This window comes from Candidatus Paceibacterota bacterium (genome assembly GCA_041663045.1).
Classification (GTDB): domain Bacteria; phylum Patescibacteriota; class Minisyncoccia; order Phycocordibacterales; family GWA1-40-21; genus Bog-1340.
This window is the reverse complement of record JBAZRH010000002.1, coordinates 59,488-84,619: the sequence shown is the minus strand read 5'-3', so window position 1 is coordinate 84,619 and position 25,132 is coordinate 59,488. Positions and strand designations below refer to the sequence as shown.

General features: G+C 39.5%; 20 protein-coding genes. 17 read left to right on the top strand and 3 right to left on the bottom strand.

Translation table 11 applies throughout. The annotated features are described in order from the left end of the window. The first annotated feature begins 1 nt into the window (after position 1). The 5 genes from nusG to tmk all read left to right on the top strand — a co-directional run bounded on the left by nusG (position 2) and on the right by tmk (position 3,220). Positions 2-547: a transcription termination/antitermination protein NusG gene (gene nusG / locus WC631_02600; GenBank protein ID MFA6227338.1), complete on the top strand. Its 546-nt coding sequence runs from the start codon at positions 2-4 to the stop codon at positions 545-547. Between the two features lie 61 nt (positions 548-608). Further along, on the top strand, positions 609-1,031 hold the full coding sequence (gene rplK / locus WC631_02595; GenBank protein ID MFA6227337.1) for a 50S ribosomal protein L11: 423 nt from the start codon (positions 609-611) through the stop codon (positions 1,029-1,031). A 430-nt stretch (positions 1,032-1,461) separates the two neighbouring features. After that, positions 1,462-1,956 carry a cytidine/deoxycytidylate deaminase family protein gene (locus tag WC631_02590; protein ID MFA6227336.1) on the top strand — a complete coding sequence of 165 codons (495 nt, stop codon included), beginning with the start codon at positions 1,462-1,464 and terminating at the stop codon, positions 1,954-1,956. Between the two features lie 2 nt (positions 1,957-1,958). Next, complete coding sequence (locus tag WC631_02585; GenBank protein ID MFA6227335.1) at positions 1,959-2,513, top strand: AAA family ATPase; 555 nt, start codon at positions 1,959-1,961, stop codon at positions 2,511-2,513. 80 nt (positions 2,514-2,593) lie between these two features. After that, positions 2,594-3,220, top strand: coding sequence for a dTMP kinase (gene tmk / locus WC631_02580; protein MFA6227334.1), 627 nt, complete (start codon positions 2,594-2,596; stop codon positions 3,218-3,220). 56 nt (positions 3,221-3,276) lie between these two features. Here the strand turns inward: tmk and WC631_02575 are convergent, their stop codons facing one another. Both WC631_02575 and WC631_02570 read right to left on the bottom strand, forming a co-directional pair. Then, entirely contained in the window at positions 3,277-3,771 is a 495-nt protein-coding gene (locus WC631_02575) for a dihydrofolate reductase (protein ID MFA6227333.1), read from the bottom strand. 14 nt (positions 3,772-3,785) lie between these two features. Further along, positions 3,786-4,613, bottom strand: coding sequence for a thymidylate synthase (locus tag WC631_02570; protein ID MFA6227332.1), 828 nt, complete (start codon positions 4,611-4,613; stop codon positions 3,786-3,788). A 145-nt stretch (positions 4,614-4,758) separates the two neighbouring features. On the opposite strand from WC631_02570, the gene glyA reads away from it, so the two are divergent. The 5 genes from glyA (at position 4,759) to WC631_02545 (ending at position 12,819) form a co-directional block, all read left to right on the top strand. Further along, complete coding sequence (gene glyA, locus WC631_02565) at positions 4,759-5,958, top strand: serine hydroxymethyltransferase (GenBank protein MFA6227331.1); 1,200 nt, start codon at positions 4,759-4,761, stop codon at positions 5,956-5,958. 121 nt (positions 5,959-6,079) lie between these two features. Next, positions 6,080-10,000: a right-handed parallel beta-helix repeat-containing protein gene (locus WC631_02560; protein ID MFA6227330.1), complete on the top strand. Its 3,921-nt coding sequence runs from the start codon at positions 6,080-6,082 to the stop codon at positions 9,998-10,000. Between the two features lie 520 nt (positions 10,001-10,520). Continuing rightward, on the top strand, positions 10,521-10,775 hold the full coding sequence (locus WC631_02555; protein MFA6227329.1) for an SWIB/MDM2 domain-containing protein: 255 nt from the start codon (positions 10,521-10,523) through the stop codon (positions 10,773-10,775). Positions 10,776-10,866: 91 nt separating this feature from the next. After that, positions 10,867-12,168: an NAD(P)/FAD-dependent oxidoreductase gene (locus WC631_02550; protein ID MFA6227328.1), complete on the top strand. Its 1,302-nt coding sequence runs from the start codon at positions 10,867-10,869 to the stop codon at positions 12,166-12,168. Between the two features lie 168 nt (positions 12,169-12,336). After that, the gene (locus WC631_02545; GenBank protein ID MFA6227327.1) at positions 12,337-12,819 is read left to right on the top strand and encodes a hypothetical protein; all 483 of its coding nucleotides are present in this window, start codon (positions 12,337-12,339) and stop codon (positions 12,817-12,819) included. A 73-nt stretch (positions 12,820-12,892) separates the two neighbouring features. On the opposite strand, the gene WC631_02540 is transcribed toward WC631_02545, so the two are convergent. Beyond that, on the bottom strand, positions 12,893-13,825 hold the full coding sequence (locus tag WC631_02540; protein MFA6227326.1) for a DUF5671 domain-containing protein: 933 nt from the start codon (positions 13,823-13,825) through the stop codon (positions 12,893-12,895). A 69-nt stretch (positions 13,826-13,894) separates the two neighbouring features. Here WC631_02540 and argS point away from each other — a divergent pair, with 69 nt between their 5' ends. From argS to WC631_02505, 7 genes are all read left to right on the top strand, one after another. After that, the gene (gene argS, locus WC631_02535; GenBank protein MFA6227325.1) at positions 13,895-15,640 is read left to right on the top strand and encodes an arginine--tRNA ligase; all 1,746 of its coding nucleotides are present in this window, start codon (positions 13,895-13,897) and stop codon (positions 15,638-15,640) included. Positions 15,641-15,821: 181 nt separating this feature from the next. Beyond that, positions 15,822-16,001, top strand: a complete 180-nt coding sequence (locus tag WC631_02530) for a hypothetical protein (GenBank protein MFA6227324.1) — start codon at positions 15,822-15,824, stop codon at positions 15,999-16,001. A gap of 454 nt (positions 16,002-16,455) precedes the next feature. Then, entirely contained in the window at positions 16,456-19,992 is a 3,537-nt protein-coding gene (locus WC631_02525; GenBank protein MFA6227323.1) for a class I tRNA ligase family protein, read from the top strand. Between the two features lie 208 nt (positions 19,993-20,200). Continuing rightward, complete coding sequence (locus tag WC631_02520) at positions 20,201-20,929, top strand: hypothetical protein (GenBank protein ID MFA6227322.1); 729 nt, start codon at positions 20,201-20,203, stop codon at positions 20,927-20,929. Between the two features lie 163 nt (positions 20,930-21,092). Further along, the gene (locus WC631_02515; protein ID MFA6227321.1) at positions 21,093-21,677 is read left to right on the top strand and encodes a recombination protein O N-terminal domain-containing protein; all 585 of its coding nucleotides are present in this window, start codon (positions 21,093-21,095) and stop codon (positions 21,675-21,677) included. A 32-nt stretch (positions 21,678-21,709) separates the two neighbouring features. Beyond that, on the top strand, positions 21,710-23,629 hold the full coding sequence (locus WC631_02510) for a hypothetical protein (GenBank protein ID MFA6227320.1): 1,920 nt from the start codon (positions 21,710-21,712) through the stop codon (positions 23,627-23,629). Positions 23,630-23,667: 38 nt separating this feature from the next. Further along, positions 23,668-25,023 (top strand): glycine--tRNA ligase, encoded by a 1,356-nt coding sequence (locus WC631_02505; protein MFA6227319.1) that lies wholly within the window; start codon positions 23,668-23,670, stop codon positions 25,021-25,023. The last annotated feature ends 109 nt before the right edge of the window (positions 25,024-25,132 follow it).

Genomic DNA, 25,132 nt, shown 5'->3' with positions numbered 1-25,132 from the left:
AATGGCAAAACAAACAATACAAGAGGGAAGACATTGGTATGCTATTCACACTTACGCTGGATATGAGAATGCCGTTGCCAGAAACTTGAAGCAAAGAATTGAATCCTTGAATATGCAGGAAAAGATTTTCAATGTCATTGTCCCTATCGAAAAGAAAATAAAAATAAAAGGTAATAAGAGAGTGGAAGATGAAGAAAAGATATATCCCGGATATATTCTCGTAGATATGATCGTTACAGATGATTCTTGGTTCGTCGTTAGAAATACACCGAGAGTTACAGGGTTTGTCGGCGCTGGTGTATATCCTGTTCCGCTTACTCAGAAGGAAATAGACTTTTTGCTTGGAAGGATGGAATCACACACAGTTACTCACGATGTAAACTTTGTAAAAGGAGATTCAGTGAAGATTGTAGACGGTCCGTTTAAAGAGCTTGAAGGTAAAATAAGTGAGATAGATGGTGAAAAGGGTAAAGCAAGAGTGATGGTCCTTATGTTCGGAAGAGAGACATCTGTCGAGCTTGATTTATTGCAGATAAGAAAGGCATAGCTTTACTTTTGAGGTGCTTTCTGGTATTTTAACCAGGCCTCAAGCAAACTAATAAAAAATTATGGCAAAGAAAATATCAAAAAAATTAAAACTTCAGATACCGGCAGGTAAAGCTACACCAGCTCCACCAATCGGTCCAGCTCTTGGTCAGGCAGGTATAAATATCGGAGATTTCGTAAACAAATTTAATACCGCAACAAAAGCAAATATCGGTGAAATACTTCCTGTTGTTATCACAGTTTATGAAGATAGAACCTACGATTTTATACTGAAAACTCCTCCGACAGCCAGTATGATACTGAAGGCAATCGGACAGGAAAAGGGTTCAGGTAAGCCAAATACAAAGAAGGTTGGAACCATGACAAAAGCTCAAGTAAAAGCCATCGCAGAGAAGAAAATGGTAGATATGAATGCAAATGATATAAACGCCGCCATGAAAATGGTAGAAGGCGCAGCAAGATCTATGGGCGTTGAAGTCAAATAATTAAGAGAAAACCGCGTCTAAACGCGGTTTTCTTTTGACTTCAACGGACCTTTTGAGATAGTTTATGAGTATTACGAAATAAAGTATCCAAAAGGTGTACTGTTCCTGTAAGGAATTGAGGTTAAATAGCAAAAAAGTGCGTTCTGAACGCACTTTTTGTTTTAACCTCAACCGGCCGGAGGCTGACGAGCCGAGGTTGAGATTTGGGATGGGACCCAAATGAAAGACCTTGAACGTTTTGTATTCAAAATGTGAAAGGTATACTGCTCCTGTAAGGAGGGCCCAGACAACTTTTTAGCAAAAAAGTATGCGTGGGTGGAAGTGAAATAAGAAATGCAAAAGGCGGCGCACTTCGTGCGCCGCCTTTTGCATTGTTTTTTTCTCCTTGTCTACTCTTTGCTTTTTCTTTTTCTGGAGTAAAATTAAGTCTATGGAAAATACCACTCACAAAAGACCATCTTGGGACGAATATTTCTTGAAAATAATGGATGCAATAGGAGAGAGGGGAACCTGTGACAGGGGCAGGGCCGGCTGTATTATCGTCAAAGATAAGAAAATTATTGCGACAGGGTACGCTGGAGCTCCAGCCGGATGCAAACATTGTGATGAGGTGGGACATGAGATGCATACAGTTGTCCAAGAAGACGGCACTCAATCAAAACATTGTATAAGGACCGCTCATGCAGAGCAAAATGCCATAGTACAAGCGGCTCGTTTTGGGATGAGTACGGAGGGGGCGACTTTGTATGTAAAGATGACACCGTGCTACGCTTGCGCAAAGATGATAATAAATGCTGGCATAAAAAAGGTGTTAGCAGCCAAAGATTATCATGCTGGAGAAAGGACGAAAGATATTTTCAAAGAAGCAGGTGTAGAATACACACTGATTAATGAAGAGATGGTGACTTATACGAATATGAAATAACTATGAAGAAAATTATTTTAGCAGTAGTCGGACTTCCAGGAGCCGGCAAGACAGAAGTCGTTGAATATTTAATGAAGAAAACCAGTTGGCCAAAAGTATATTTTGGTCAGGGGACTTTTGATGAATTGAAAAGACAAGGACTTCCAATAAATGAAGGAAACGAAAAGAAAATTAGAGAGGAGTTAAGAGAAAAATATGGGATGGCAGCAATGGCCGTTGTAAATATGTCAAAAGTCAAGGAACTTTTTAGACAATCGAGCGTTATCGTTGAAAGTTTGTATAGTTGGGAAGAATATCTTGAGATGAAGAAAGAATTTGGAGATGCTTTTAAGACACTTGCCATATATTCTTCACCGGAAATTAGAATAGAAAGATTATCAACGCGTTTACACAGGCCTCTTAAAATGGAAGAAGTAATTTCAAGAGATTATTCACAGATAGAGAAACTTCATCAAGCGGGGCCAATATCTAGGGCTGATTTTACGATTATAAATGAGGGCTCTATAGATGATTTGTTTAAAAATTTAGATGATTTGATTATAAAACTTTCCAAATAATTTTAAAGATTGCTAATGTTTTTTTAATCTGATAATGTTTAGCTAGATTAGTGATCTTAACAATTTCAAAAGGAGATAGGATGAAAAAAGGATTATTCATAGTGGTTGATAGTGGAGAAGGGGCTGGTAAGACATCGCAACTCAAAAAGTTGCAAAGTTTACTGGGAGAGAACCTCGTGCTTACTCGTGAACCAGGGGGATCACCCTATGCTGAGGAGATTCGCAATTTGATTTTGAAGTCTCCAAATGCAGGACAGGCGGATGCTAAGACTATGTTTGGTCTGTTTTGGGCAGCTCGAGCGGATCATTTGAAAAATACAATCTCTCCAGCTTTGGACGCGGGGAAGACTGTGGTTTCAGATCGTTTTGATTCGTCTACATTTGCTTATCAAATAGTGGCTCAAGGAGCAAGGGAATTGGAGAATCTTTTCTGGCAAATGCGCGATTTTTATCTAGGTGATCTCAAGCCGGACTTGTATGTGTATTTTGATATCGATCCGGTTATTGGTTTGGCACGCAAGAATAATCAAGGTGGTGAGGAGTTGAACCATTTTGAAGCGCGAAAGATTGATTTTCATAACGCTCTACGAGCGGGATACAAGGAATTCATCGAGCACGTACCCCATGCAGTGATAGACGCTAGCCAGCCGATTGAAAAAGTTTGGGAGGACTTCAAGTCAGTATTGGATAAATCTTTTGGAAAATAAATACCAAAAGAAAAGGGCATCCGCGGGGGTGCCCTTTTTGTTATTGGTCGATCATTTTATTTTCGGACAAGCTCTAGGAAAGTAAAGTCGTACGAATTCTTTTCGTCTTTATTGTGATGTTCTGACGATATCAATTTCCAACCGTCTTTCGAATAGGGAGGAAAAAAGACATCACCATCACACTCAACATCGACTTCAGTAATATACAACTTATTTGCTAATGGTAGAAATTGCCTGTAAATCTCACCTCCACCAGTAACAAAAGCCTCATCTTCCAAAGGTAACTTGCTCAAGGCTTCTTTCACTGAACGGACAACCATACAACTCGGAGCTTTGAAATCTACCTGTGAGGTGACAACAATGTTCCTTCTGTTTGGCAATGCATGTCCCAACCTCTTCACTATGGACTCATAGGTCTTTCGTCCCATGATTACAGTGTGACCTTTAGTAACCTTGGCGAAATGCTTGAGGTCATCAGAAAGCTTCCAAGGCAGATCGTCTCCTTTTCCGATGACCCCATTTTTAGCTATCGCAACGATGATTGATATCATATTTCCCTTTATGGTTAGACAATCATTTTTGCCTTGATTGTCGGATGATGCTCATAGTCAACCAGCTTAATGTCATCCATTGTGAATTTATCAATATTTTTCACTTCCGGATTGAGCCAGAGCTTTGGAAGCTTCATCGGTTCACGAGAGAGCTGTTCTTTTACTGCATCAAAATGCTCATGATAGATATGCGCGTCATTGAGGGTGAGAACACACTCATGAGGTGTCATGCCAACCACTTGTGCCACCATCGCTAGTAGCAAAGCATAAGAAGCAATATTGAATGGAACCCCCAAGAACATATCGCAACTACGTTGGGTCATATGCAAGGACAATTTGCCGTCAGCAGCGAAGAATTGGAAAATCATATGACAAGGTGGCAGTGCCATCTCATCAAGCTCTCCTGGATTCCAAGCCGTAACGATAAGCCGTCGGTCATTTGGGTCGGTCTTGAGTTTGTTTATGAGATTTTCAATCTGGTCTACCGTCGTGCCGTCAGGTTTTTTCCAAGTTCTCCATTGGACACCGTATACTCTCCCAAGATCTCCGGGGAATTTTGCTTTCGGCTTCCAATAAGGGGCTTCGGCATTATCCGTCCAGATTGTGCGATCTTTGCCCATTATTTCTTTCAGACGTTCATCACTACCACTTCCTTCCAAGAACCAGAGCAGCTCACCCTTAACGGCGTTAAACGCTAGTTGTTTGGTAGTTACTGCCGGGAAGCCTTCTTCCATGTTGAATCGCATCTGAATCGCAAAACAAGCTCTGGTTACGGCGTTTCTTCCTTTTCGGTCAATGCCATTTTCCAGAATTTGTTTTAATACATTATTGTATGTCTTCATATGTCTTAATCCTCTTTACTTTTAAAGGACCAATTTAGTCCATGTTTATCATATCGTTTATATCACAAAAAACAAGCTTGTTATTAATTGTTATTTAATTTAGAATTGACAGTATCACTTATCGAGATTGACCCATTTAAGTATTATGAAAGACAAACAAATTGAAAAGCTCATAAAGGCGGAAGAGGCGAGGCAAGAAAAGACAATTTCTCTGATTGCATCTGAAAATTATGTTTCGGAGGATGTTCTCGAAGCGCTTGGCTCAAAGTTTACAAATAAATATTCGGAAGGGTATCCTGGGAAGAGATATTACAAAGGACAGACCTTTACGGATAAGGTGGAGGAGCTTTGCAAAGAAAGGGCATTAAAACTTTTCGGCTTAGCGGGAGAAAAATGGCATGTAAATGTTCAACCACTTTCGGGCTCACCAGCAAACCTAGCTGTATACCTTGCACTTGTACCAAAGGGAGGAAAGGTGATGGGGATGTCGCTTGATCACGGAGGCCACCTTACACATGGTCATAAAGTCTCTGCTACTGGGAAAATCTGGACTCAAGTCCCTTATGGCGTAAATAAAGATACGGAAGTCCTAGATTATGACGCACTAAAAAAGCTGGCAATTGCTGAAAAGCCAAATATGATAATCGCCGGCTACACAGCATATCCAAGGATTGTTGATTTCAAAAAGTTTAGAGAAATCGCCGATGCATCTCACGCAATACTTATGGTAGATATGTCGCACTTTGCTGGACTTGTTGCCGGTGGCGCATATCCGTCGCCATTTGAATATGCAGATGTGGTGACGACGACAGTGCACAAAACCCTCCGTGGGCCTAGAAGCGCTCTTATCTTTGCAAGACGCGACAAAACACAGACAAGCGCAAAAGGTAATGAAATATCTTTTGGAGATTTGATAGACAAAGCTGTTTTCCCAGGCCTTCAAGGTGGTCCACACATGAATCAAATCGCCGCTGTGGCAGTAGCTTTGAAAGAAGCATCAGCACCGACGTTCAAAAAATACGCAAAGCAAGTAGTGAAAAATGCAAAAGTTCTTGCCGATGAGTTGAAAAAGCTTGGCTGGAAGATTATTTCTGGTGGAACAGATAGCCACTTGATACTTATGGACACTTGGATGGGTGGAAAGGGGATGAGTGGAGCAGAAGCTAGCGACAAGCTTGAAAAGGCTGGAATAATTGTAAACAAAAACACTATTCCAAACGAAACCAGAAGCCCAATGGACCCTTCCGGTATTCGCCTTGGCACCGCCGGTGAGACCACAAGGGGAGCGAAGGAAAAAGATATGGTGAAGTTGGCGAAGAAGATAGATTTGACACTGAAGAAATAAAATAAAGAGCAGGGATAAGAAAAATATTTCAGTTATCAACAACTGAAGTATTTTTTTGTTTATAAAATGGATGCTATTATGTAGCAGAATTTTTTATAAAGTTGCATAATTATTTTTTTGAATGAGAAATTTTAAAATTTGTTCTTTACTTTTTGCAGGATTATTCTTCCTGTCTTTTTTATTTCCTTTTAATAGAGTTTTTGCACAAACTGACATCTCTCTTGGTGATGATGCGGATGATTATCATATTTCAGAAGATACCATTTGGACTAGAGATAATAGTCCGTACGTCATTTATAAGGATATTTTTATTGATAGTGGAGCAACCCTGACAATCGAGCCCGGAACAGTTATTAAGTTTGAGGATTATAGTGATTTAAATATTTCAGGGAAAATAGTTGCAAATGGTGCACTCGGTGAAGAGATTTATTTTACATCTCTGTATGACGATTCTGTTGGGGGAGATACAGATGGGTATGATTCAGATTGGACACCTATGTATTCGAGCTGGGGAGGTATCAAAGTTCTAGATGGGGGAAGTTATGAAATAAACAATACCAAAATATCTTATGCCAATCTAGCCTTGGAAAGTGATTCCGGGACAGGATTACTCGAATCAGTGACAATTACAGATTGTGTTGACGGGCTAAGCTTAAGCGAGAGCACTGTTTCTATAAAAAATAGCAACATTCTAAATCTTTCTAGGGATGCCATTACAGCTATTTCAACTAGCACGGTATCAATAGAATCATCTAATGTAAAAAATATAAGCGGATACGGGTTTGGTATATATGAGGGAAGTTCTTTAGTTTTTTCAAATTCGAGTTTAGAAGATATCAGCAAAGAGGCTTTTTGTATTTTAAGGAGTAGTTCTATAAAGATATATAACTCAACAATAAAAAATATTGATGGATATAATACCACTGAGATTTATGACAACGGTTTTGTAGAGATAAGTAACTCAGATATAGAAAACGTTCGTAATTTATTTGAAGTCTCTAACAACAGCTCCATAAGTATAGTGAGTACAGATATAGAAAACACAGAGGAAGTATTTGGTATTTCTGAAGATAGCTCAATGAACATGTATAATTCAAGAATAGAGGGTGTATTAAATAACAGTAATTCGGCAGTAGTATACGCCTTTAATAACAGCTCCATCAACATCGCTAGTTCTAGTTTTAATAATATTACTGCGGATTTGGTTATTGAGATATTTAACGGTAGTAGTTTGAGTTTTTCTGACTCATCTGTGAAAAATATCTTAGCCGGTTCTGCTTATGGCGGGGTTTTTAATATTTTTAGCGGAGACTATGAATACGCAACGACGACTTTAAATATCGCCAATTCTGTAATAAGTGATGGTAATACTACAGCTGTAGAAATTTTTGGGAAAGTAGAAGCAAATATAGAGAACACAGAGATTAAGAATTTTCTTGGGGACGGTATTCTTACTTCCGACAATTCTATTATAAAGATATCTGGTAGTGAGATATCCGGAAATAATAATGGTATAGAAAATTTTGGTGCAAATGCAAATATTGATATAGAAAATAGTATTATAAAAGATAATACTTTATACGGGATTTATAACGATGCTTCATACTTTGATACGTATATAGGTAGAACAGGTTATTATCAGATATGGGTTGAGGTGCCGACAGCCCCGATAAAAGCTGTTGGAAATTGGTGGGGAGATGTTTCCGGACCATTTAATTTACTTACAAATGCTTCTGGTACGGCAAATCAGATATCAAAGAACGTCGAATATAAGCCATGGCTTACAGTTGATCCGAGTAAGAAAAGAAACCCAGTGATTATTATTCCGGGGATTATGGGTACACAGCTTTCTAAAGACTATGATGATAATTCACAAATCTGGCCGAATATTAGCAAGCTTATACTTTCTTTTTTTGATGAATTTTTAAATGACCTTTCATTTAATTCTGATGGTACTGAAAATCCAGCTTTCCCGATGAAGGTAGGGGATATTTTGAGAAAGGTTGATCTTGTAGGGAGAACTGTTTCCAATACATTTGATGGATTGATTTCCACTTTGACTTCTGACGGATATGTTGAAGGCACAGACCTTTTTGTTTTTCCTTACGATTGGCGAAAAAGTAATGCTGAAAGTGCGATATTATTAAAAGAGAAAATAGACGAGGTAATTTCTGAAACGGGTTCATCCAGAGTGGAAATCATCGCTCACTCCATGGGCGGGCTTGTGACTCAAAAATATGTGGCAGACAATGGTGCGGATAAAGTTGATAAAATATTTTTTATTGGCACCCCACACCTTGGCTCGCCGAAGGCTTTTAAAGCTTTGATGTATGGAGATGATATGGGGATGAGTATCATTTCTGGTAATGTACACTTACTTAGCCAACCAAGGTTAAAATTTATTTCTCAAAATTTCCCCTCCGTCTTTGACTTATTACCAAGCCGAGCCTATGTAGATGGGGATTCAAGTAAGGGTAATTCTGTACCAAACGAATATATATACGATACTACATCAGGCTCTAGCAAATGGTTGGATTATGATGAGACAAAAGATTTTATGATTAGTCACGGTATAAATTCTGCGCTCTTTCTTCAGGCAGAAGATTTGCATGAAGATATTGATAATTTCGACTTGAAGGACACTGACGTTTATAACTTTTCTGGTTGCGGCCTGACCAAAACTATTGGGAGCATTACGGCAAAGAAGAAAAAGACTTGGACATCTCTTTGGCAGGAAACCGTGGACGACTATAATATAGACTATGTAAATGGTGATGGTACGGTGCCTCTATATTCTGCTGTAGGTCCATTTGGTGATCATAATTATTATGTAAAAGAGGCTATTCATTCAGAATTACCATCAACATCTGGTGTGCCTGAAACCATTTTCTCAATATTAACCGGCGACGATACATCAATACTTTCAAATATTTCTACAAGTACAGGCTTTTGTGATATCACAGGCCGTGTTATATCTACTCACAGCTCCGTAGTCTTGGATATTTATGATAATGTCGGGAATCATACTGGTCCGACTGACACAGGAGATATTGAATACAATATTTCTGGGGTAAGTTATGACAGAATCTCCGATAATACTTTTGCTTTTCTTCCAGACAATACTCAAAATTATCGGATACTTATAAAACCGATAGAGAATGTTCCTAGCTATGATTTGTCAGTAGAGGAAATCGGTAGCAATGATACAAAAGTTAGAAAGACATATTGGCATAGAGTTCCTATCAAAGACATTTCTTCAAATTCTCAAATATATATTTCATCTACGAGTACCGAGTATATAATTCAAGAAGATGAAAACAATGACGGGCTTTTTGAAACGGCATCTTCTCCATCGGTAGAGACTGTGGCGAGTAGCACTTATAGCATTTCTGACTTATTACCGCCGGAAACTACAAGTTCTATATCTGCAAACGGGACAGTTTCTCTCATGTCAGTAGATGACAATACTGGTGTGCTTAGCGTAGAGTATTCTCTTGATGGAAAGAGCTGGATACCATATACAGAACCATTTAATGCAAGTGGTAAGACTGTATTATTTTTCTCAACAGATAATGTAGGGAATACAGAGTTAATCCAAGAGATTAAGATTCCGACGCCAACAGCGAGAAGGGGCTCAAGAAAGAATTTAGTTACCGATGACACTGAAGCATCATCGGCCACTTCTACACCCGTGATTGCTTCAGACAATGCGATTGTCCGATCTGAAGACCAAGTCTCAAATCAATTAAGCCAATCCACTACGTCATTTATTCAGAACACTCAGTTGGTTTCCTCATCTTCTTTACAAGATTTGTCTGTTTTACCACCTACTACAAAGACGACAAAGCAAAAAACTATCTTGAGAATCTCACAAGTATCGATTTCCTCATCAACACCTGCATTGACTATTAAAGCAACATCTTCAGGCATGAATTTTACGGCATCAGTGGCAAATTCTGGAGTTAATATCAAATCTACTATTACCAATCTCTTCAAAGGATTTTGGTCACACTTGTTTTTATTTATTAAAAAGATATTATAAATATAATAATTAAATAGAAAATGCAATCTATTCGTAACTTTTTTCATACAGATACATGGTGGGGTAAGACAGCATTTATAATTTTAGTCTATACACTTTATTGGTGTGTATTTTATGGGAGTTTTTTTCTGTTCCCGTACGGATTTTTTCAAAGTAACAGTTCAAGCGAATATATAACATGGTTACTTCTTTCTTACTTATTTATCTTTGTACCTTTTTTAAGTTTTAAACTCGCTTTATTTATTAGAAGGATTACTCTTGCTAAGTATATTTACGTGATAAATACCGTTTTTATCTTGTTGTCTCTGATAATATTTTTGGGTATAGATCTTGTTATATCTACATACTATTGGTTTAGTTTCTGATTCCCGTGTAACATTTTGAGATTATCTTGAAAAGAAGGCTATAATCGACTATTGATTTTGCGTGATGTTCCTAGGGGAGATTTATGTTATACTAGCGGGGTAGCGTTATTAGTTAATTAAGCCCAATTCGCCCTAGGCGGAAACGGGTAAAAAATATGGCAGAAAAAACATCAGCATTTATGAAGCCAATGACAGTTAGCGCCGAGCTAGCCGCCGTTGTGGGAAATGGTCCGATGCCAAGATCGGAAGTTGTAAAAGGTCTTTGGGTTTATATAAAGAAAAACAATCTTCAGGATCCAAAGAATAAGAGAAATATCAATGCCGACGCAGCTTTGAAGAAAGTTTTCGGCGGAAAGGCAGTGGTGAATATGTTTGAGATGACAAAGCTCGTTTCAAAACATTTGTCATAAAAGTTTTAAAATAGAAAAAGAAAAGCCCCGCCAATTCTGATTGGCGGGGCTTTTTGATGTGAATTTTCCCTTTTTATGCTAATCTCTTCTCATGGTAAAGAAAGTCTCTAAAAGCACTAGGCAATATGATGTTGTTGTAATCGGCGGAGGACCTGCGGGGCTTATGTCTGCCGGCGTGGCAGGTGCAAATGGCGCTAAAGTGCTTTTGATTGAGAAAAACGAAGAGCTTGGCAAAAAACTTTTGATATCGGGCGGTGGCAGATGCAATATGACAAATGCCAATCCAAATCATCGCGAATTTGTTTCCAAATACGGAAAGAAAGGCGATTTTCTATATTCTCCATTTTCTGTTTTTGGTGTGGAAAAGACAATTAAGTTTTTCAATAATCTTGGTTTGAAGACAAAAGTTGAGCCCGGCTTCCGTGTTTTTCCGGAGAGCGGCAATTCGCTTGACGTCCTTGAAACTCTTATAAGATATGCGAGAAATAATGGCGTGGAGTTCAGACTTTCTGCTGAAGTTGACGGATTGAAAAAGACAAAAGGAAAAATCACATCTGTTGTATTGAAAAGTGGGGAAGAGATAAAAGCAAAGAGCTTTATTCTCGCCTCTGGTGGCAAATCACATCCAGAAACTGGCTCTACTGGCGATGGATTTAAGTGGCTTACAGAAATCGGTCACAAAGTTGCAGAGTCAAACCCATCTCTTGTACCGATAAAGATAAAAGAAAATTGGATCGGAGATTTCTCTGGAATTACTTTGGAAAATGTCGGAATTTCTGTTTTTCAAGCGGACAAGAAAGTTATAAATAAAAAAGGACGAGTGCTTTTTACTCACACAGGCCTTTCCGGCCCCACGATTTTGAATATGAGCAAAGATGTCGGTGAATTACTCAATTATAATTCACTTGGAAGCCAGGCTTCCAAGTTGGAGAGCGGAGTGAAAATCGCTATAGATTTCTATCCTGGTGTAGGTCTTGATGAAATGCATGAGAAATTCAAAAAGCTTTTTGAAGAACACTCAAATAAAAAGATAAAAAACTTAATTTTGGACGAGGTGCCACAAAAAATATTCCTAAAGATTCTGAATTTACTAAAAATAGACGGAGAAATAGAAATGCATTCAATTTTTAGAGAAGAAAGATTCGCTCTTATAGAAAAACTCAAGAAATTTGAATTGCGAGTGGAAGGTCTGCTTGGTTTTGATAAAGCGATTATCACAAGTGGTGGACTTGACCTCTCCGAAGTGGATTTCAAGACAATGGGTTCCAAGCTTTACGACAATTTATTTTTTGCCGGAGATATTTTGGATTTCGATAGACCGTCTGGTGGATTCTCACTTCAGCTTTGCTGGACGACGGGGTATGTGGCGGGGAAGTCGGCTTTTAGTAAGTAAGATAAAAACACAAAAGGCGGGGCGCTTCGCGCCCCGCCTTTTGTGTTTGACTTTTCATCACTCTGGGCGTATACCTTATGCAGAGCACTTTGAATTTGCTATGGCGATAAGGTAGCCCTCTAGCATGTAGTAGTAGACAGAAAATAGAAAAGGAAAGGAAAACTGACCATGCAAAATATGCTCAGTGAGGCGCTCCAAGAATTTCTTGGACTGCTTAAGCAGTTGATCGCAAACCTCCTCGGTCAAAATGGCAAGGAGATTGGTGAAGAGTTAAAGAAGTTCAACCGTGGGGAACCGTGTTGGGCGGGAGAAATGATGTACATTCCCCTTGAATGGGCTCCAGCTGACTTCCAGATTCACGGAGGTGAAAAAGAGGTCGCTAGAATGGTTGTTTTGTCAAACGAGGTATTACCTCCCGAACGGTGTTGGAGAGTTCCGACAATCAATGAACTCCACAGGGGGTTGGAGGGTAGGACCAAGGGTTTTATAGAAGATGTGTTTTATTACTCCAACACACCGGAAGATAGACAACCAGGTTTAGGGAACAAGGTTTTGTCCATAAGTCGTGGTCATATATGTGGAAGTAGTTTTCATTCTCTACATAATACTCCTTGTCTTCTTCGACTTTGTCGGCCGAAAAAACTGGATTGAGTTGATTCAACAAAGGGCGGATTTTCCTCGGAGGAAAATCCGCCCTGTTTTATTATCCATTTTTAATTTATCCCTAATTCTTCTGCCAAACCGGCACTCCTTTATAAAGCTCGGGGTCTATCACCCTTGTAAAGCAGAATCTTCCGGCATCATGTTGCCAATTTTCATTGGTCGCACTTCCAGAATACACGGGTACGGTTGCTTTGGTCGCATCACTCTTTGTCTTGAAGGTCGCGCATAGTTCAAAGCTATTTTTTGATAGCATTTTGTACTCATAATCAGTATTTGTCTCTGGATCTTTTGGTGCTATAAAATTGCTTATCGGATCATTTAATACAGCCAAGTTTGCCGGTACCGTCCCTTTATTTTGCCACTGAACATTCACTATCTGGCTTTGAATTGTCATCAAATCATTTACCCTCCTATCATCCATATTTTTCGCTCTTTGAGCATTTGGCGAGCCGATTATGAATATCCCACCGACTATTCCGGCAAGTACTACCAGAGAGACCACAGAAAAAGATATTTTCACTTTTCTCGTAAGTTCAAATGATTCTCTTTTGAAATCCGACAGACAATATTTGAAAATCGCTATAGCGACTATAAGCACGACCGCCACTTTCAAGAAGAATCTCAAAGACAAGTCTTCCGCACCGAGAAATCTGTAAATCAAAGTGACGAGGTCTATCGCTATAGCCAAGCCAGAGACGAAGAGTGTTAGAAATATAAGCCACTTCCTTACCCACAAATCTTTTTTTTCTGAAAGCTTAACCAAATCTTTATTTGCAAGTCTCAATAAGTACAAGAATGCCGGAAAGAATATTATAAGTGCTGCCATCGCTACTCGTATCGATCCCTCTATTCCACCAGTATAGTCTCCGGCAATAGGGAAGAGTTTGTTGATAATTTGAAACATTAGCATAATAAATGTTACAGAGCTGACATAAAGTCCGATCATAATTCCCAAATATAAGAAAAAATCCTTTGCTGTTGTTTTTGTTTGCATAGTATTTTGATTAGTTATTAATACTACAATTATACTACAACAGCCCCGACGATGATATTCTGGATTTTTATGGAAAATAGCGTATTATTAACCCATATGATTCGCGATATATTGGAAAATGCTATAAAGACGGCTCTTTGGGAGCTTCAAATAGAGGAAAGCAAGATACCAAAAATTAACCTGGAACATCCGGAAGATATTTCGCATGGGGATTATTCTTCAAATATTGCCATGATACTTGCCAAAGCTGTGGCAGAAAATCCGCGTGAGTTTGCCGAAAAGATCAAAGCCGAGATTTTGGAAAGGAAACCCGCCGAAATAGAAAAAATAGAAGTTGCCGACCCGGGCTTTATAAATTTCTATCTCTCCAAAAACTTTTTTACGGATAGTGTGAAAGAGATTTTGAAATCTGGTGAGAAGTTCGGAAAAAATAAAGATCTGAGAAGTCAGAAAATCGTAGTTGAGTATACTGACCCAAACCCCTTTAAAGAATTTCATATTGGTCACTTGATGAGTAATTCTATCGGTGAGGCTGTCTCAAGAATAATTGAAGCAAACGGGGCAAACGTAAAGCGTGCCTGTTATCAGGGTGATGTGGGTTTGCATGTGGCCAAAGCTATTTATGGAATCATTGTCTTGCAACCAGACATCGATAAATTATTCTCAGATAAAAAATACTCAGCCTCATCTCTAGGTGAGGCGTATGTGTATGGTGCAGAAGCTTACGAAGGGGACTTAGCTGCGAAAGCAGATATTTTAAAGATAAACAAGAATATCTATGATGGATCTGACCCTTTAGCAAATAAAGTATATAAATGGGGTAGAAAGATTAGTTTAGAATACTTTGAAGACATATATAAAATTCTAGGGACAAGTTTTGATAATAAATTCTTCGAAAGTGAGACTGGTCCTTTTGGGAAAGAAATCGTCGAAAAAAATATAGGGAAAGTTTTTGAAAAGAGCGACGGAGCGATAATTTTTAGAGGGGAGAATTACGGTTTACATACTCGTGTATTTATAAACAAAGAAGGACTTCCAACTTATGAGGCAAAAGAGTTGGGCCTTGCAAAGATTAAATATGATAAAACTAAATACGATAAATCAATTGTCATAACAGGCAATGAGATTAATGAATATTTCAAAGTCTTATTGAAAGCAATGAGTCTTGTCTTCCCAGAATTGGCCGTAAAGACAGTACATTTGTCTCACGGCATGCTTAGACTACCGACCGGCAAGATGTCTTCAAGGACGGGTCAGGTTGTGACTGCAGTATCTCTGATTGATAAAATCAAGGATACAATCAAAGAAAAGATGAAAGGGAGAGAAATGTCAGAGAAAGAAAGAGAGAAAGTCTCTGAAGAAGTCTCGGTTGGAGCTCTCAAATATTCAATATTAAAACAGGTGACCGGAAAAGATATTATTTTTGATTTCGATAAATCGATTTCTTTTGAAGGGGACTCCGGGCCATACTTGCAATATTCATATGCCAGAGCGAAATCTGTTTTGAGAAAAGCGAAGGATGAAAGAATTTCCGGAAATACGAAAGAAAGGGGACACGAAATATTTGAGTTAGAAAAAATGCTTTATAGATTTCCTGAAATAGTGGAAAGGGCGGGGAAGGACTATGCGCCAAATCATATTGCTACATATTTGATACAGCTTGCTTCGTCTTTCAATGGTTTTTATGCGAAAGGGAAGATAGTAGATAAAGAAGACAAAAACTCTTCTTATAAAGTGGCGCTTACGGAAGCGTTTACTGTGGTTTTGAAAAATGGTCTTAATCTGCTAGGTATAAAGGCACCGGAGAAGATGTAGTCATATTTCTTTTCTGTCATCCCAGACTAGATCTGGGATCCAGAAGCCAGAACTGGATTCCCGTTTCCACGGGAATGACAAGCTATTGAAATATTACGGAACTATTGACACAAATATCTTCTCGGGTTAATATCTTTTAGGAACAGATTTGTACAAAAACAACCAAACAATAGGAGAAATAATGCCGAAACAATATGGACCTACAACGAACAGGCTAATGAAATTGCTTGGCTTGGGGAAAGAGCCGGTCTGTGAGGAAGTCGCAGATTCCCCAGAAGACCACCCTCATTTGGGCGTGGTCGCTGGAGGGGCGTTTCCGATGCCGAAGAATCCTGTCTTGGAGGAGAGTGGGAGTGAATAAGCGACGAAAGCCGTTTCCACCCGGTGGAACCAAGGAATTCAGAAAGTGGGTGAAAGCCAGGAAAGGGTCTGGATTTGTAAATGCTTTTTTCCGACCACATCCACTGAATCCTAGGACGACCAGCCAGCGTGCAGGTAAGTGCCAGCATCTGGAATCGCCGAGTGTTCATAAAATCCCTCGTCAGTGTATCTCGGAATAAGGAGGTGAAAATGAAGGGTATAGGGAAAAGACGGAAATCGACATTTATGTCTCTTAAAGAAAGAGGTGTTCTCAAGAGGCAACTCCAAGAACGTATTGGTAAAGGAGCAGTCTGCAGAGACATTTCTCTTGGTGCCACATCCACTGGGGTGTTCCGCCAAAGAAAGATCAGAAGATAGAGTAATATCTACCTTCAAAGCGCTTCCCGCCAGGGAAGCGCTGTTTTTTTATATAAAAATCTGCTACAATCTTATTCATGAAAGTGAATAAAGCGATGGGCGAAGATAAAGCTCAAAAGGCTAGTGATAAATCTAAGCTCGCATTGAAAGAAGAAGAAGTCCTGAAATTCTGGCAGGAAAATAAAATTTTCGAAAAGACTCTGGAAAAAGAAGCGCCGAAAGGCGAGTATGTTTTCTATGACGGACCTCCATTTGCCACAGGTCTTCCACATTTTGGACATATTCTTGCCGGCACGATGAAAGACTTTGTCGGTAGATATAAAACTATGCGCGGATACCACGTGCCGAGGCGTTGGGGTTGGGATTGCCACGGATTGCCGGTGGAAAATATTGTTCAGGAAGAAATCGGCCTCAAATCAAGAAAAGATATTGAAGATTTTGGTTTGGAGAAATTTAATGATCTTGCGCGATCAAAAGTTTTTACTTATGTAAATGATTGGAAGAAAATTGTTCCGAGAATGGGGCGTTTTGTGGATATGGAAAATGATTACAGGACGATGGATTCTTCATACACAGAAAGTGTTTGGTGGGCTTTCAAAAAACTACAAGAAAAAGGGCTAGTTTACGAGGGTTTTAAATCTATGCATCTCTGCCCACAATGCGGTACAACACTGTCGAATTTTGAAGTCAGTCAAGGATACAAGGATATCACCGACATCTCTGTGACGGCCAAATTTGAGCTTCTAGACGAGCCCCAAACCTTCTTTTTGGCTTGGACGACCACCCCTTGGACTTTGCCGGGAAATGTCGCTTTGGCGGTGAATCCAGATATAGAATATGTGAAGATAAAAATGGGTGAGGAGAATTATATTCTCGCGGAATCCAGGCTTGGAATAATCAAAGAACCTTACGAGATACTAGAAAAAGTTTCTGGTAAAAAACTTGTCGGCAAATCTTACAAACCTCTTTTTGATTATTACAATAATGATAAATTAAAAAATAAAGAAAACGGTTTCAAAGTTTACGGAGCGGATTTTGTGACGACAGAAGACGGCACGGGTATCGTGCACATTGCTCCAGCTTTTGGTGAAGACGATATGAATCTTGGTAGGGAAAAGAAACTTCCCTTTATTCAGCATGTTGGTATGGACGGTGCATTTAAGCATGAAGTCAAAGATTTTTCCGGACAAGTGAAACCAAAAGAAGATCCGCAAAAAGCCGATATTGAAATTATAAAATATCTTGCAAAAGCGGGGACGATTTTCTCGAAAGAAAAATTCACGCATTCATATCCGCATTGCTATAGATGCGACACTCCGCTCATAAATTACGCTTCGAGCTCTTGGTTTGTGGAAGTTACAAAGATAAAAAGTGATTTGATAAAAGCTAATCAGGAAATAAAGTGGGTTCCACCCGAAATCGGTGAGGGGAGATTCGGCAAATGGCTTGAAGGCGCTCGCGACTGGGCAATCTCTCGTTCAAGATTCTGGGGCGCACCGCTCCCTGTATGGAGATGTAATAAATGCGAAGGTAAAATATTTGTCGGCTCGATAGATGATATAAAAAAGAAAACGACAAGAGATAATAGATTTTTTGTTGTAAGACACGGCGAGGCGGAAAGCAATGTCTTGGGAATTTTGAGTTCAAATCCAAAGACCCAGCATCATCTTACGGACAATGGCAGAGAACAGGCGAAGGAAGCGGGAGAAAATCTGAAGAAATCTAAGACCGATATCGATATTATATATTGCTCTCCATTTTTGAGAACAAAAGAAACTGCAGAGATCATCGCCGACGGTATTGGATATTCAAAAGATAAAATTGTTTATGACTCTCGTCTACATGAAATATTTGTGGGAGTGCTTGACGGTAAACCGGATGCGGAATATCAGGCATTTTTCGAATCGCGTGAAGCGAAGTTTTGGAAAACACCGGAAGGGGGAGAGAATTATATGGCAGTCAAAAAGAGGATGACGGATTTCTTATATGAAATAAATCAGAAGCATGAAGGAAAGAAAATCTTGATAGTTTCCCATAATACTCCTATTTGGCTTATGTTTGGTGGAGCGGTGGGTATGACACCAAAAGAATTGATGGCGGTAAGAGAAGCAGGCAAGCCTTTTGTATACAATGGTGAAGTGAAAGAATTGCAATTTGCCCCGATTCCGCACAATAGGAATCATGAATTGGATTTGCACAGACCGTTTATAGATGAATTGGAAATGGCTTGCGCTTGCGGAGACAAAATGCGTCGCATACCGGAAGTTTTTGATTGCTGGTTTGAGTCGGGCTCGATGCCTTATGCAGAATCGCATTATCCATTTGGTGATTTGAAAAAGTTTAATCCGGAAAAGGGTATTGGATATCCAGCAGATTTCATCGCTGAAGGTCTTGATCAGACAAGAGGATGGTTTTACTCTATGCTCGTGCTTTCTGTCGCGCTTTTTGGCGAAGCTTCATATAAAAATGTGGTGGTAAACGGTATTGTGCTTGCAGAGGATGGTCAAAAGATGGCCAAGAGATTAAAGAATTATACAGCTCCGATGCTTCTTGTGGACAAATACAGTGCCGATGCCATGAGATATTATTTACTTTCCTCGCCGGTTATAAAGGCGCAGGATTTGTATTTTTCGGACAAAGGCGTGGATGAAGTGGTGAAGAAAGTGATAATGAGATTGCAAAATGTTTATTCTTTCTATGAGATGTACACAGAAAACGAAAAACGAAAAACGAAAAGCGAAAAACAAGAGACAAAAAATATCTTGGATAAATGGGTTTTGGCGAGATTGAAAGAGACAGCTTTGCAAATGACGAATTCTACCGAAAAATACGAGCTTGATAGAGCCACTTGGCCGATAAATGATTTTGTGGAAGACCTTTCGACGTGGTATTTGAGGAGATCACGCGATAGATTCAAGTCAGATGATTTAGCAGACCGAGATTCGGCAATAGCGACCACGAAAGAAGTGATACTTACATTGTCGAAGCTTATTGCACCATCGATGCCGTTTTTGGCGGAAGATTTGTATAAAAAAATCGGCGGTGAAAAGCTCAGTGTGCATTTGGACAGCTGGCCGGAGGAGTATGTGGTGGAGCTTTCTCAAGAAGAGAAAGATATTCTCGCCACGATGAGCCTGGCGAGAAGCTATGTCAATATGGCATTAATGAAACGTGCAGAGCTTGGAATAAAAGTTCGCCAGCCTCTGGCTAGACTAACAATTAAACACTCTTTAAAAAAACCTAATTTCTGGGATGAAGTATCTCCTATAATAAGAGACGAAGTAAATGTTAAAGAAGTTGTTCTAGATGAAAACATATCACAAGATGGAGCACCCTTCGAACTTGATACGAATATTACCCCAGAGCTAAAAGAAGAAGGAATGATGAGAGATATTGTCCGCTCGATACAAGAATTGAGAAAAGAAAGTAAATTGAATCCTAATGATATTGTCGGGCTTGTTGTAGATACAGATGAAGTTGGCAAGAAGATTTTGGAAAAATATTCGGCTGAAATAAAAAAAGTCACAGGGCTGAAAGATATAAAATTTGGGGAAGTAAAAGATGGAAAGGAAGTGGTGATAGAGGGAATGAAGATGACGATTAAGATAAATTAATCTACTTGGCTATCGTATAGCCAAGTACAGAACAAATACAAAGCAAAGAGGCGTCCACCACCTGTGCACGGGTGGGGGACGCCCTTTTGTGTTTGACTTTGAAACTCTTCGGGAGTAATGTTTCTTTGGGCAAGTTCACTACAAATCCGACCTGGGGCTCGAGCACGACGCTTGGGTGAGGGGTTGGTACATAAGAAAGGAGCGAGCTATGTCCACGTATCAGAAAATAATCAGAATCGGTGGTCAGAGGGCATTGTTTGAAGCCATGAGGCTTGGAAATGGTTGTGGAGCAGATGTCATCTCTTGCCTTGTCAGAGCATTTGAGAGAAATAATCTTCCACCAGAGGTTTTACTCCTTGTTGGATCTTTAACACAGGATCAACAGGACGAAATCTTCAGCAGTATTGCCCTTCAGATGGTTGAGAAAACCCCACCGTCTATTGAGACTGTGCAAATTGACACTCCCGAATATGATGTGGATGCACTGTTCGCTGTGGGACGGAACACTAGTATGAGTGTTAGTATGCACTGTATGAATGTTTCTGGGGTAAGAAAGATTCTTTGCGAAGAATCTGATGATGGTAGTAAAGAGGCGACATTTGGGATTATTCGCTTCTGGAAAGACATGCCATTTGGACTCACACTTAGCACGATTCGAAGTATGGGATACAAGGCACCATCGTTGAGACAGTTTTGTTCTTTTGGGATTTGGTTAAATAGCACCGATCTGATGAGGTACCACTTCCCCAAAATCGATGGCGTCGGGAGGAGAGTCATTGTGCTTCCTCCTGAGAACACGGTAAGCCCTATTAATGTTGTTACTGCGGTTGTGGGGAATAACCCAGATATGAGCCCTAGCCTGTATCCAATTGATTTTGTCGCAACTAAACTGGGTATTGGTCTAACTCATTCATTCCTTGCGGTGAAGAAGGTTTGAGATCGGTCATATGATTACAGGCGTTGCTGTGCTATATGCATGGCAACGCCTTTTCTTTTTGTTGTGTTATTATTTATACAACCCCAGTGAAATACGCCGTCAATGTCGGCATTTCACGGGGTGATGATTTTATATAGTCATTATCATTCCTTAAAAATCAATCATGCACCATATCTACACCACCGAGGCCATAATCGTCCGAAGTATACCGATGGGGGAGGCGAATCGCTTGTATTTTTTGCTTACACGAGATTTGGGTTTTATAAAAGCGACGGCTCAAGGCGTACGACTAGCAAAATCAAAACTTAAGGGGCATTTGCAGGTCTTTTCACTGACGAAAGTTTCTGTGGTAAAAGGCAAAGACCTTTGGCGTATTACAAACGCCGAGGCGATAGTGCAAAATGGTGTTATAAAAAATAAAGGCAAGCTCACTGTGCTTTTCAATGCATCTGCTCTACTCTTACGCCTCGTTCACGGTGAAGAAAAAAATGAAAGACTTTTTGAATGTGTAGAATCTGCTTATATTTTATGCCGAGATGCCGACCTTTCTCCAGATGAGTTGAAGAGTGTCGAAACTCTGACAGTTTTGAGGATAATGCATTTCCTTGGATACATAAAAAAAGCCGAAGGGTTGACTAGTTTTGCAGAAGGTACGAATTTAACTCCTGAAATACTTTCTGACTTTTCATCCAAGAACAAAATAGCTGTGTCAGAAATAAACAGGGCACTCAAGGAAACCCACCTTTGATATGGTATAATATTAAGTGAACAATTTTCTTTATGTTTGAGCAAGATGAAAATAAAAAAGACAAGATAGAGGAGGTAAAAGAAGCTCTTTATTCTCAAAACGTAGACGCTGTAGTCGCCAAGAGAAGGCATGATTTGAAGCCAAGAATAGAAAGAGTCAGTACTGATTGGTCTAACACTGATCTGAATAAAGAGTCAGACTTTAAATTTCCTTTTACTAAGATTCTTCTCGGTACCTTTATTTTCTTTGTACTGGCGGCTGGTTTTGCCACATTTAAATTTTTTGCTGGTGGTAATCTAATATCTGGGGACAATATAGATATTCTGATAAGAGGCCCTGTCTCTGTCGCCGGTGGTGATACCTTACCTCTTGATATTGAAGTTCAAAACAAAAATAATGTAAATCTTCAGGTTGTCGATTTAAAAATCGCATATCCAGACGGTACGAGAAGCCCCGATGATCTTTCAACTCCACTCACAAGATACAGCGAAGTTCTCGGCGATATAAATGTCGGTAAGAGCGAGAGGCGGTTGATAAAAGCTGTTATTTTTGGTGAAGAAAATACACAAAGAGATATAAAACTTACTGTTGAATACAGAGTCCCTGGTTCAAATGCGATTTTCTATAAAGAAAAGACATACACAGTGCTCGTAAGTTCTGCTCCTGTAAATTTGAAAGTTACCGGTGTTGATGAGATAAATTCAAATCAAAAGCTTGATTTTAATGTTGAAATTTCCTCAAATTCTCTCAGTGTGATAAAAAACTTGATGCTCAAGGCAGACTATCCTTTTGGTTTTGATTTTATATCTGCTTCTCCACAAGCATCTTCACTTGATAGTAGTGTTTGGAATATTGGCGATCTTTCTCCAGGTGAAAAAAGGATAGTAAAGATATCTGGAAAGGTTCAGGGCCAAGATGGTGAACAGAGAGTATTTAAGTTTACTGTAGGGACGCCAGACAAGTTGGATACGAGAAGTATAGGTACTATATTTTCTGCGTATTCAAGTACTGTTTCAATCAAGAAACCGTTTATTGGTATAAATCTTGCCATAAATGGAAACAATGCTCGAGAAGTAGCAATACAAAGCGGTCAGCAAACACGTGCAGACATCTATTGGCAGAACAATCTTCCAAGCCAAGTATATGATGTCTCTGTTCAGATAAAGCTAAGAGGGGGCATATTGAATAAATCGAGCATTCAAGTTCAAAACGGTTTTTATAATTCTCTTGATAATTTAATTACTTTTGATAAAACATCAAATGAATCACTGGCGTCTATTGCTCCTGGGGCAGGGGGGGAATTATCTTTTAATTTCTCTTCTTTTAGCTCTCAGACAAAGACAGGATCTGCTTTTACCAACCCAGATATTTACATGGATGTAAGTGTAATAGGCAAGAGAGTGCAGGGGGCGAGCGTCCCACAAGAGCTCCTGTATTCTGATTCAAAGAGGGTAAAAATAATCTCAGACATAAGAATCGTATCAAATGGGTATAGATCGATGGGGCCTTTTGAAAACAGTGGTCCTATCCCGCCGAAAGCTGAACAAGAGACAACTTATACTATTATTTGGACAGTTACGGACTCTTTGAATGACGTTGGTGGTGTGAAAGTAACAGGACAACTTCCAAACTATATCAAATGGAACAATCTGACGAGTCCATCTTCTGAAGATATATCTTTTGATCAAGAGAGTGGGCGAGTGATATGGAATATAGGAAACATTGGTGCTGGGGCGGGATTTACATCTCCTTCACGAGAAGTTTCGTTTAATGTTTCTATAACGCCAAGCTTGAGTCAGGTAGGAAGTGAACCTTCTCTTATAGAAAATGTGGAGCTTAGTGGTACTGACACATTTACGAATACTATAGTTGGGGCAGATGGAGCGACAGTTACGACAGGCACAAAGAGTGACCCGGAATATTCTTCAGATTCTGGTAAGGTGGTGAAATAATTTGCGAAAAATACATTTTTGGTTATTATAGAAACAATATGGCAAAAAAAGAAAAAACAGAAGGAGGTGTAAAGATGGAAAATATTATTTCTCTTTGTAAAAGAAGAGGTTTTATTTTTCAGGGCTCAGAAATATACGGCGGACTTGCCGGTACTTGGGACTATGGGCCACTTGGTGTAGCTTTGAAAAATAATATCCGCGATGCCTGGTGGAAGAAGTTTGTTACTGATAGAGAAGATATGTATGGTGTAGATGCTTCTATCCTTATGAATCAAAATGTCTGGAAAGCCACCGGCCACGTGGGCAACTTTTCTGACCCGCTTTCTGAGTGCAAGAAATGCAAGAAGAGATTTCGTACAGACCAGTTAGAAAAGCCCACCAAAGGCGGGTCCGCCTCAGGCGGAAAATGCCCTGACTGTGGCGGGGAGATGGGTGAGGAGAGGCAGTTTAATATGCTTTTCAAGACCAATGTCGGCGCACTTCAAGATGAGAATTCAGTGTCATATTTGAGACCAGAAACGGCTCAAGGCATGTTTGTAAATTATAAAAATATTGTAGATTCTTTTCATCCAAAGCTTCCTTTTGGTATGGCGCAGGTTGGTAAAGCATTTAGAAATGAAATAGCTCCAAGAGATTTTACTTTCCGCTCAAGAGAGTTTGAACAGATGGAGATAGAATATTTGATAAAGCCAGAAGCATGGCAGGAGACCTTTGAGCATTTTAGAAAAGAAATGCTTGATTGGACAAAAGAGATAGGTTTGAGAGCAGAGCATGTGCATGAACATGAAATACCAGATGCAGACAGAGCTTTTTATTCCAAACGCACTATAGATTTTGAATTTGATTTTCCTTTTGGCACAAGCGAGCTTTATGGTCTTGCATACAGGACAGATTATGATCTCGGTAGGCATTCGAAGAGTAGCGGAGTCGATTTGATATATCTTGATGAAGAGAAAAAAGAGAAAATCACGCCTCACTGCATAGAACCCTCACTAGGCCTTGATAGATCTGTGCTTGCTGTGCTTTCCGATGCTTATACAGAAGATGAGCTCGGTGGAGAAAAGAGAATTTATCTGAAAATCGTCCCTAATATTGCGCCGGTGAAAGTTGCGGTATTTCCGCTTCTGAAGAATAAACCGCAACTTGTGGAGAAAGCGAGAGAAATTTATAAAGATTTGAAAAAAGAATTCGGAGCAGTGGAGTTTGATGATAACGGCAATATCGGCAAAAGATATAGAAGGCAAGATGAAATAGGCACGCCGTTTTGCGTAACGATAGATTTTGACACTATTGAAAAAGATAATTCCGTGACGGTGAGAGATAGAGATACAGGAAAACAGGAGAGAATAGATATAAAAAACTTAATTGAATTTTTGAAAGAGAAATTAGTATAAAAATCAAAGTGGCGGACGACCTTCGGTCGCCCGCCACTTTGATTTGACATATTTTGATTCTCTGGTAGTTTGATTATTAGAAGAACATTGTAAGGAAACAGACAAAACA

Excerpts from the sequence above, each read along its gene's own strand:
- argS (MFA6227325.1), top strand. The coding sequence starts at position 13,895 with ATGGAAAATAGCGTATTATTAACCCATATGATTCGCGATATATTGGAA.
- glyA (MFA6227331.1), top strand. The coding sequence starts at position 4,759 with ATGAAAGACAAACAAATTGAAAAGCTCATAAAGGCGGAAGAGGCGAGG.
- WC631_02575 (MFA6227333.1), bottom strand. The coding sequence starts at position 3,771 with ATGATATCAATCATCGTTGCGATAGCTAAAAATGGGGTCATCGGAAAA.
- nusG (MFA6227338.1), top strand. The coding sequence starts at position 2 with ATGGCAAAACAAACAATACAAGAGGGAAGACATTGGTATGCTATTCAC.
- WC631_02560 (MFA6227330.1), top strand. The coding sequence starts at position 6,080 with ATGAGAAATTTTAAAATTTGTTCTTTACTTTTTGCAGGATTATTCTTC.
- WC631_02515 (MFA6227321.1), top strand. The coding sequence starts at position 21,093 with ATGCACCATATCTACACCACCGAGGCCATAATCGTCCGAAGTATACCG.
- WC631_02510 (MFA6227320.1), top strand. The coding sequence starts at position 21,710 with ATGTTTGAGCAAGATGAAAATAAAAAAGACAAGATAGAGGAGGTAAAA.
- WC631_02570 (MFA6227332.1), bottom strand. The coding sequence starts at position 4,613 with ATGAAGACATACAATAATGTATTAAAACAAATTCTGGAAAATGGCATT.
- WC631_02540 (MFA6227326.1), bottom strand. The coding sequence starts at position 13,825 with ATGCAAACAAAAACAACAGCAAAGGATTTTTTCTTATATTTGGGAATT.
- WC631_02555 (MFA6227329.1), top strand. The coding sequence starts at position 10,521 with ATGGCAGAAAAAACATCAGCATTTATGAAGCCAATGACAGTTAGCGCC.
- WC631_02550 (MFA6227328.1), top strand. The coding sequence starts at position 10,867 with ATGGTAAAGAAAGTCTCTAAAAGCACTAGGCAATATGATGTTGTTGTA.
- rplK (MFA6227337.1), top strand. The coding sequence starts at position 609 with ATGGCAAAGAAAATATCAAAAAAATTAAAACTTCAGATACCGGCAGGT.
- WC631_02505 (MFA6227319.1), top strand. The coding sequence starts at position 23,668 with ATGGCAAAAAAAGAAAAAACAGAAGGAGGTGTAAAGATGGAAAATATT.
- WC631_02520 (MFA6227322.1), top strand. The coding sequence starts at position 20,201 with ATGTCCACGTATCAGAAAATAATCAGAATCGGTGGTCAGAGGGCATTG.
- tmk (MFA6227334.1), top strand. The coding sequence starts at position 2,594 with ATGAAAAAAGGATTATTCATAGTGGTTGATAGTGGAGAAGGGGCTGGT.
- WC631_02590 (MFA6227336.1), top strand. The coding sequence starts at position 1,462 with ATGGAAAATACCACTCACAAAAGACCATCTTGGGACGAATATTTCTTG.
- WC631_02530 (MFA6227324.1), top strand. The coding sequence starts at position 15,822 with ATGCCGAAACAATATGGACCTACAACGAACAGGCTAATGAAATTGCTT.
- WC631_02585 (MFA6227335.1), top strand. The coding sequence starts at position 1,959 with ATGAAGAAAATTATTTTAGCAGTAGTCGGACTTCCAGGAGCCGGCAAG.
- WC631_02525 (MFA6227323.1), top strand. The coding sequence starts at position 16,456 with ATGAAAGTGAATAAAGCGATGGGCGAAGATAAAGCTCAAAAGGCTAGT.
- WC631_02545 (MFA6227327.1), top strand. The coding sequence starts at position 12,337 with ATGCAAAATATGCTCAGTGAGGCGCTCCAAGAATTTCTTGGACTGCTT.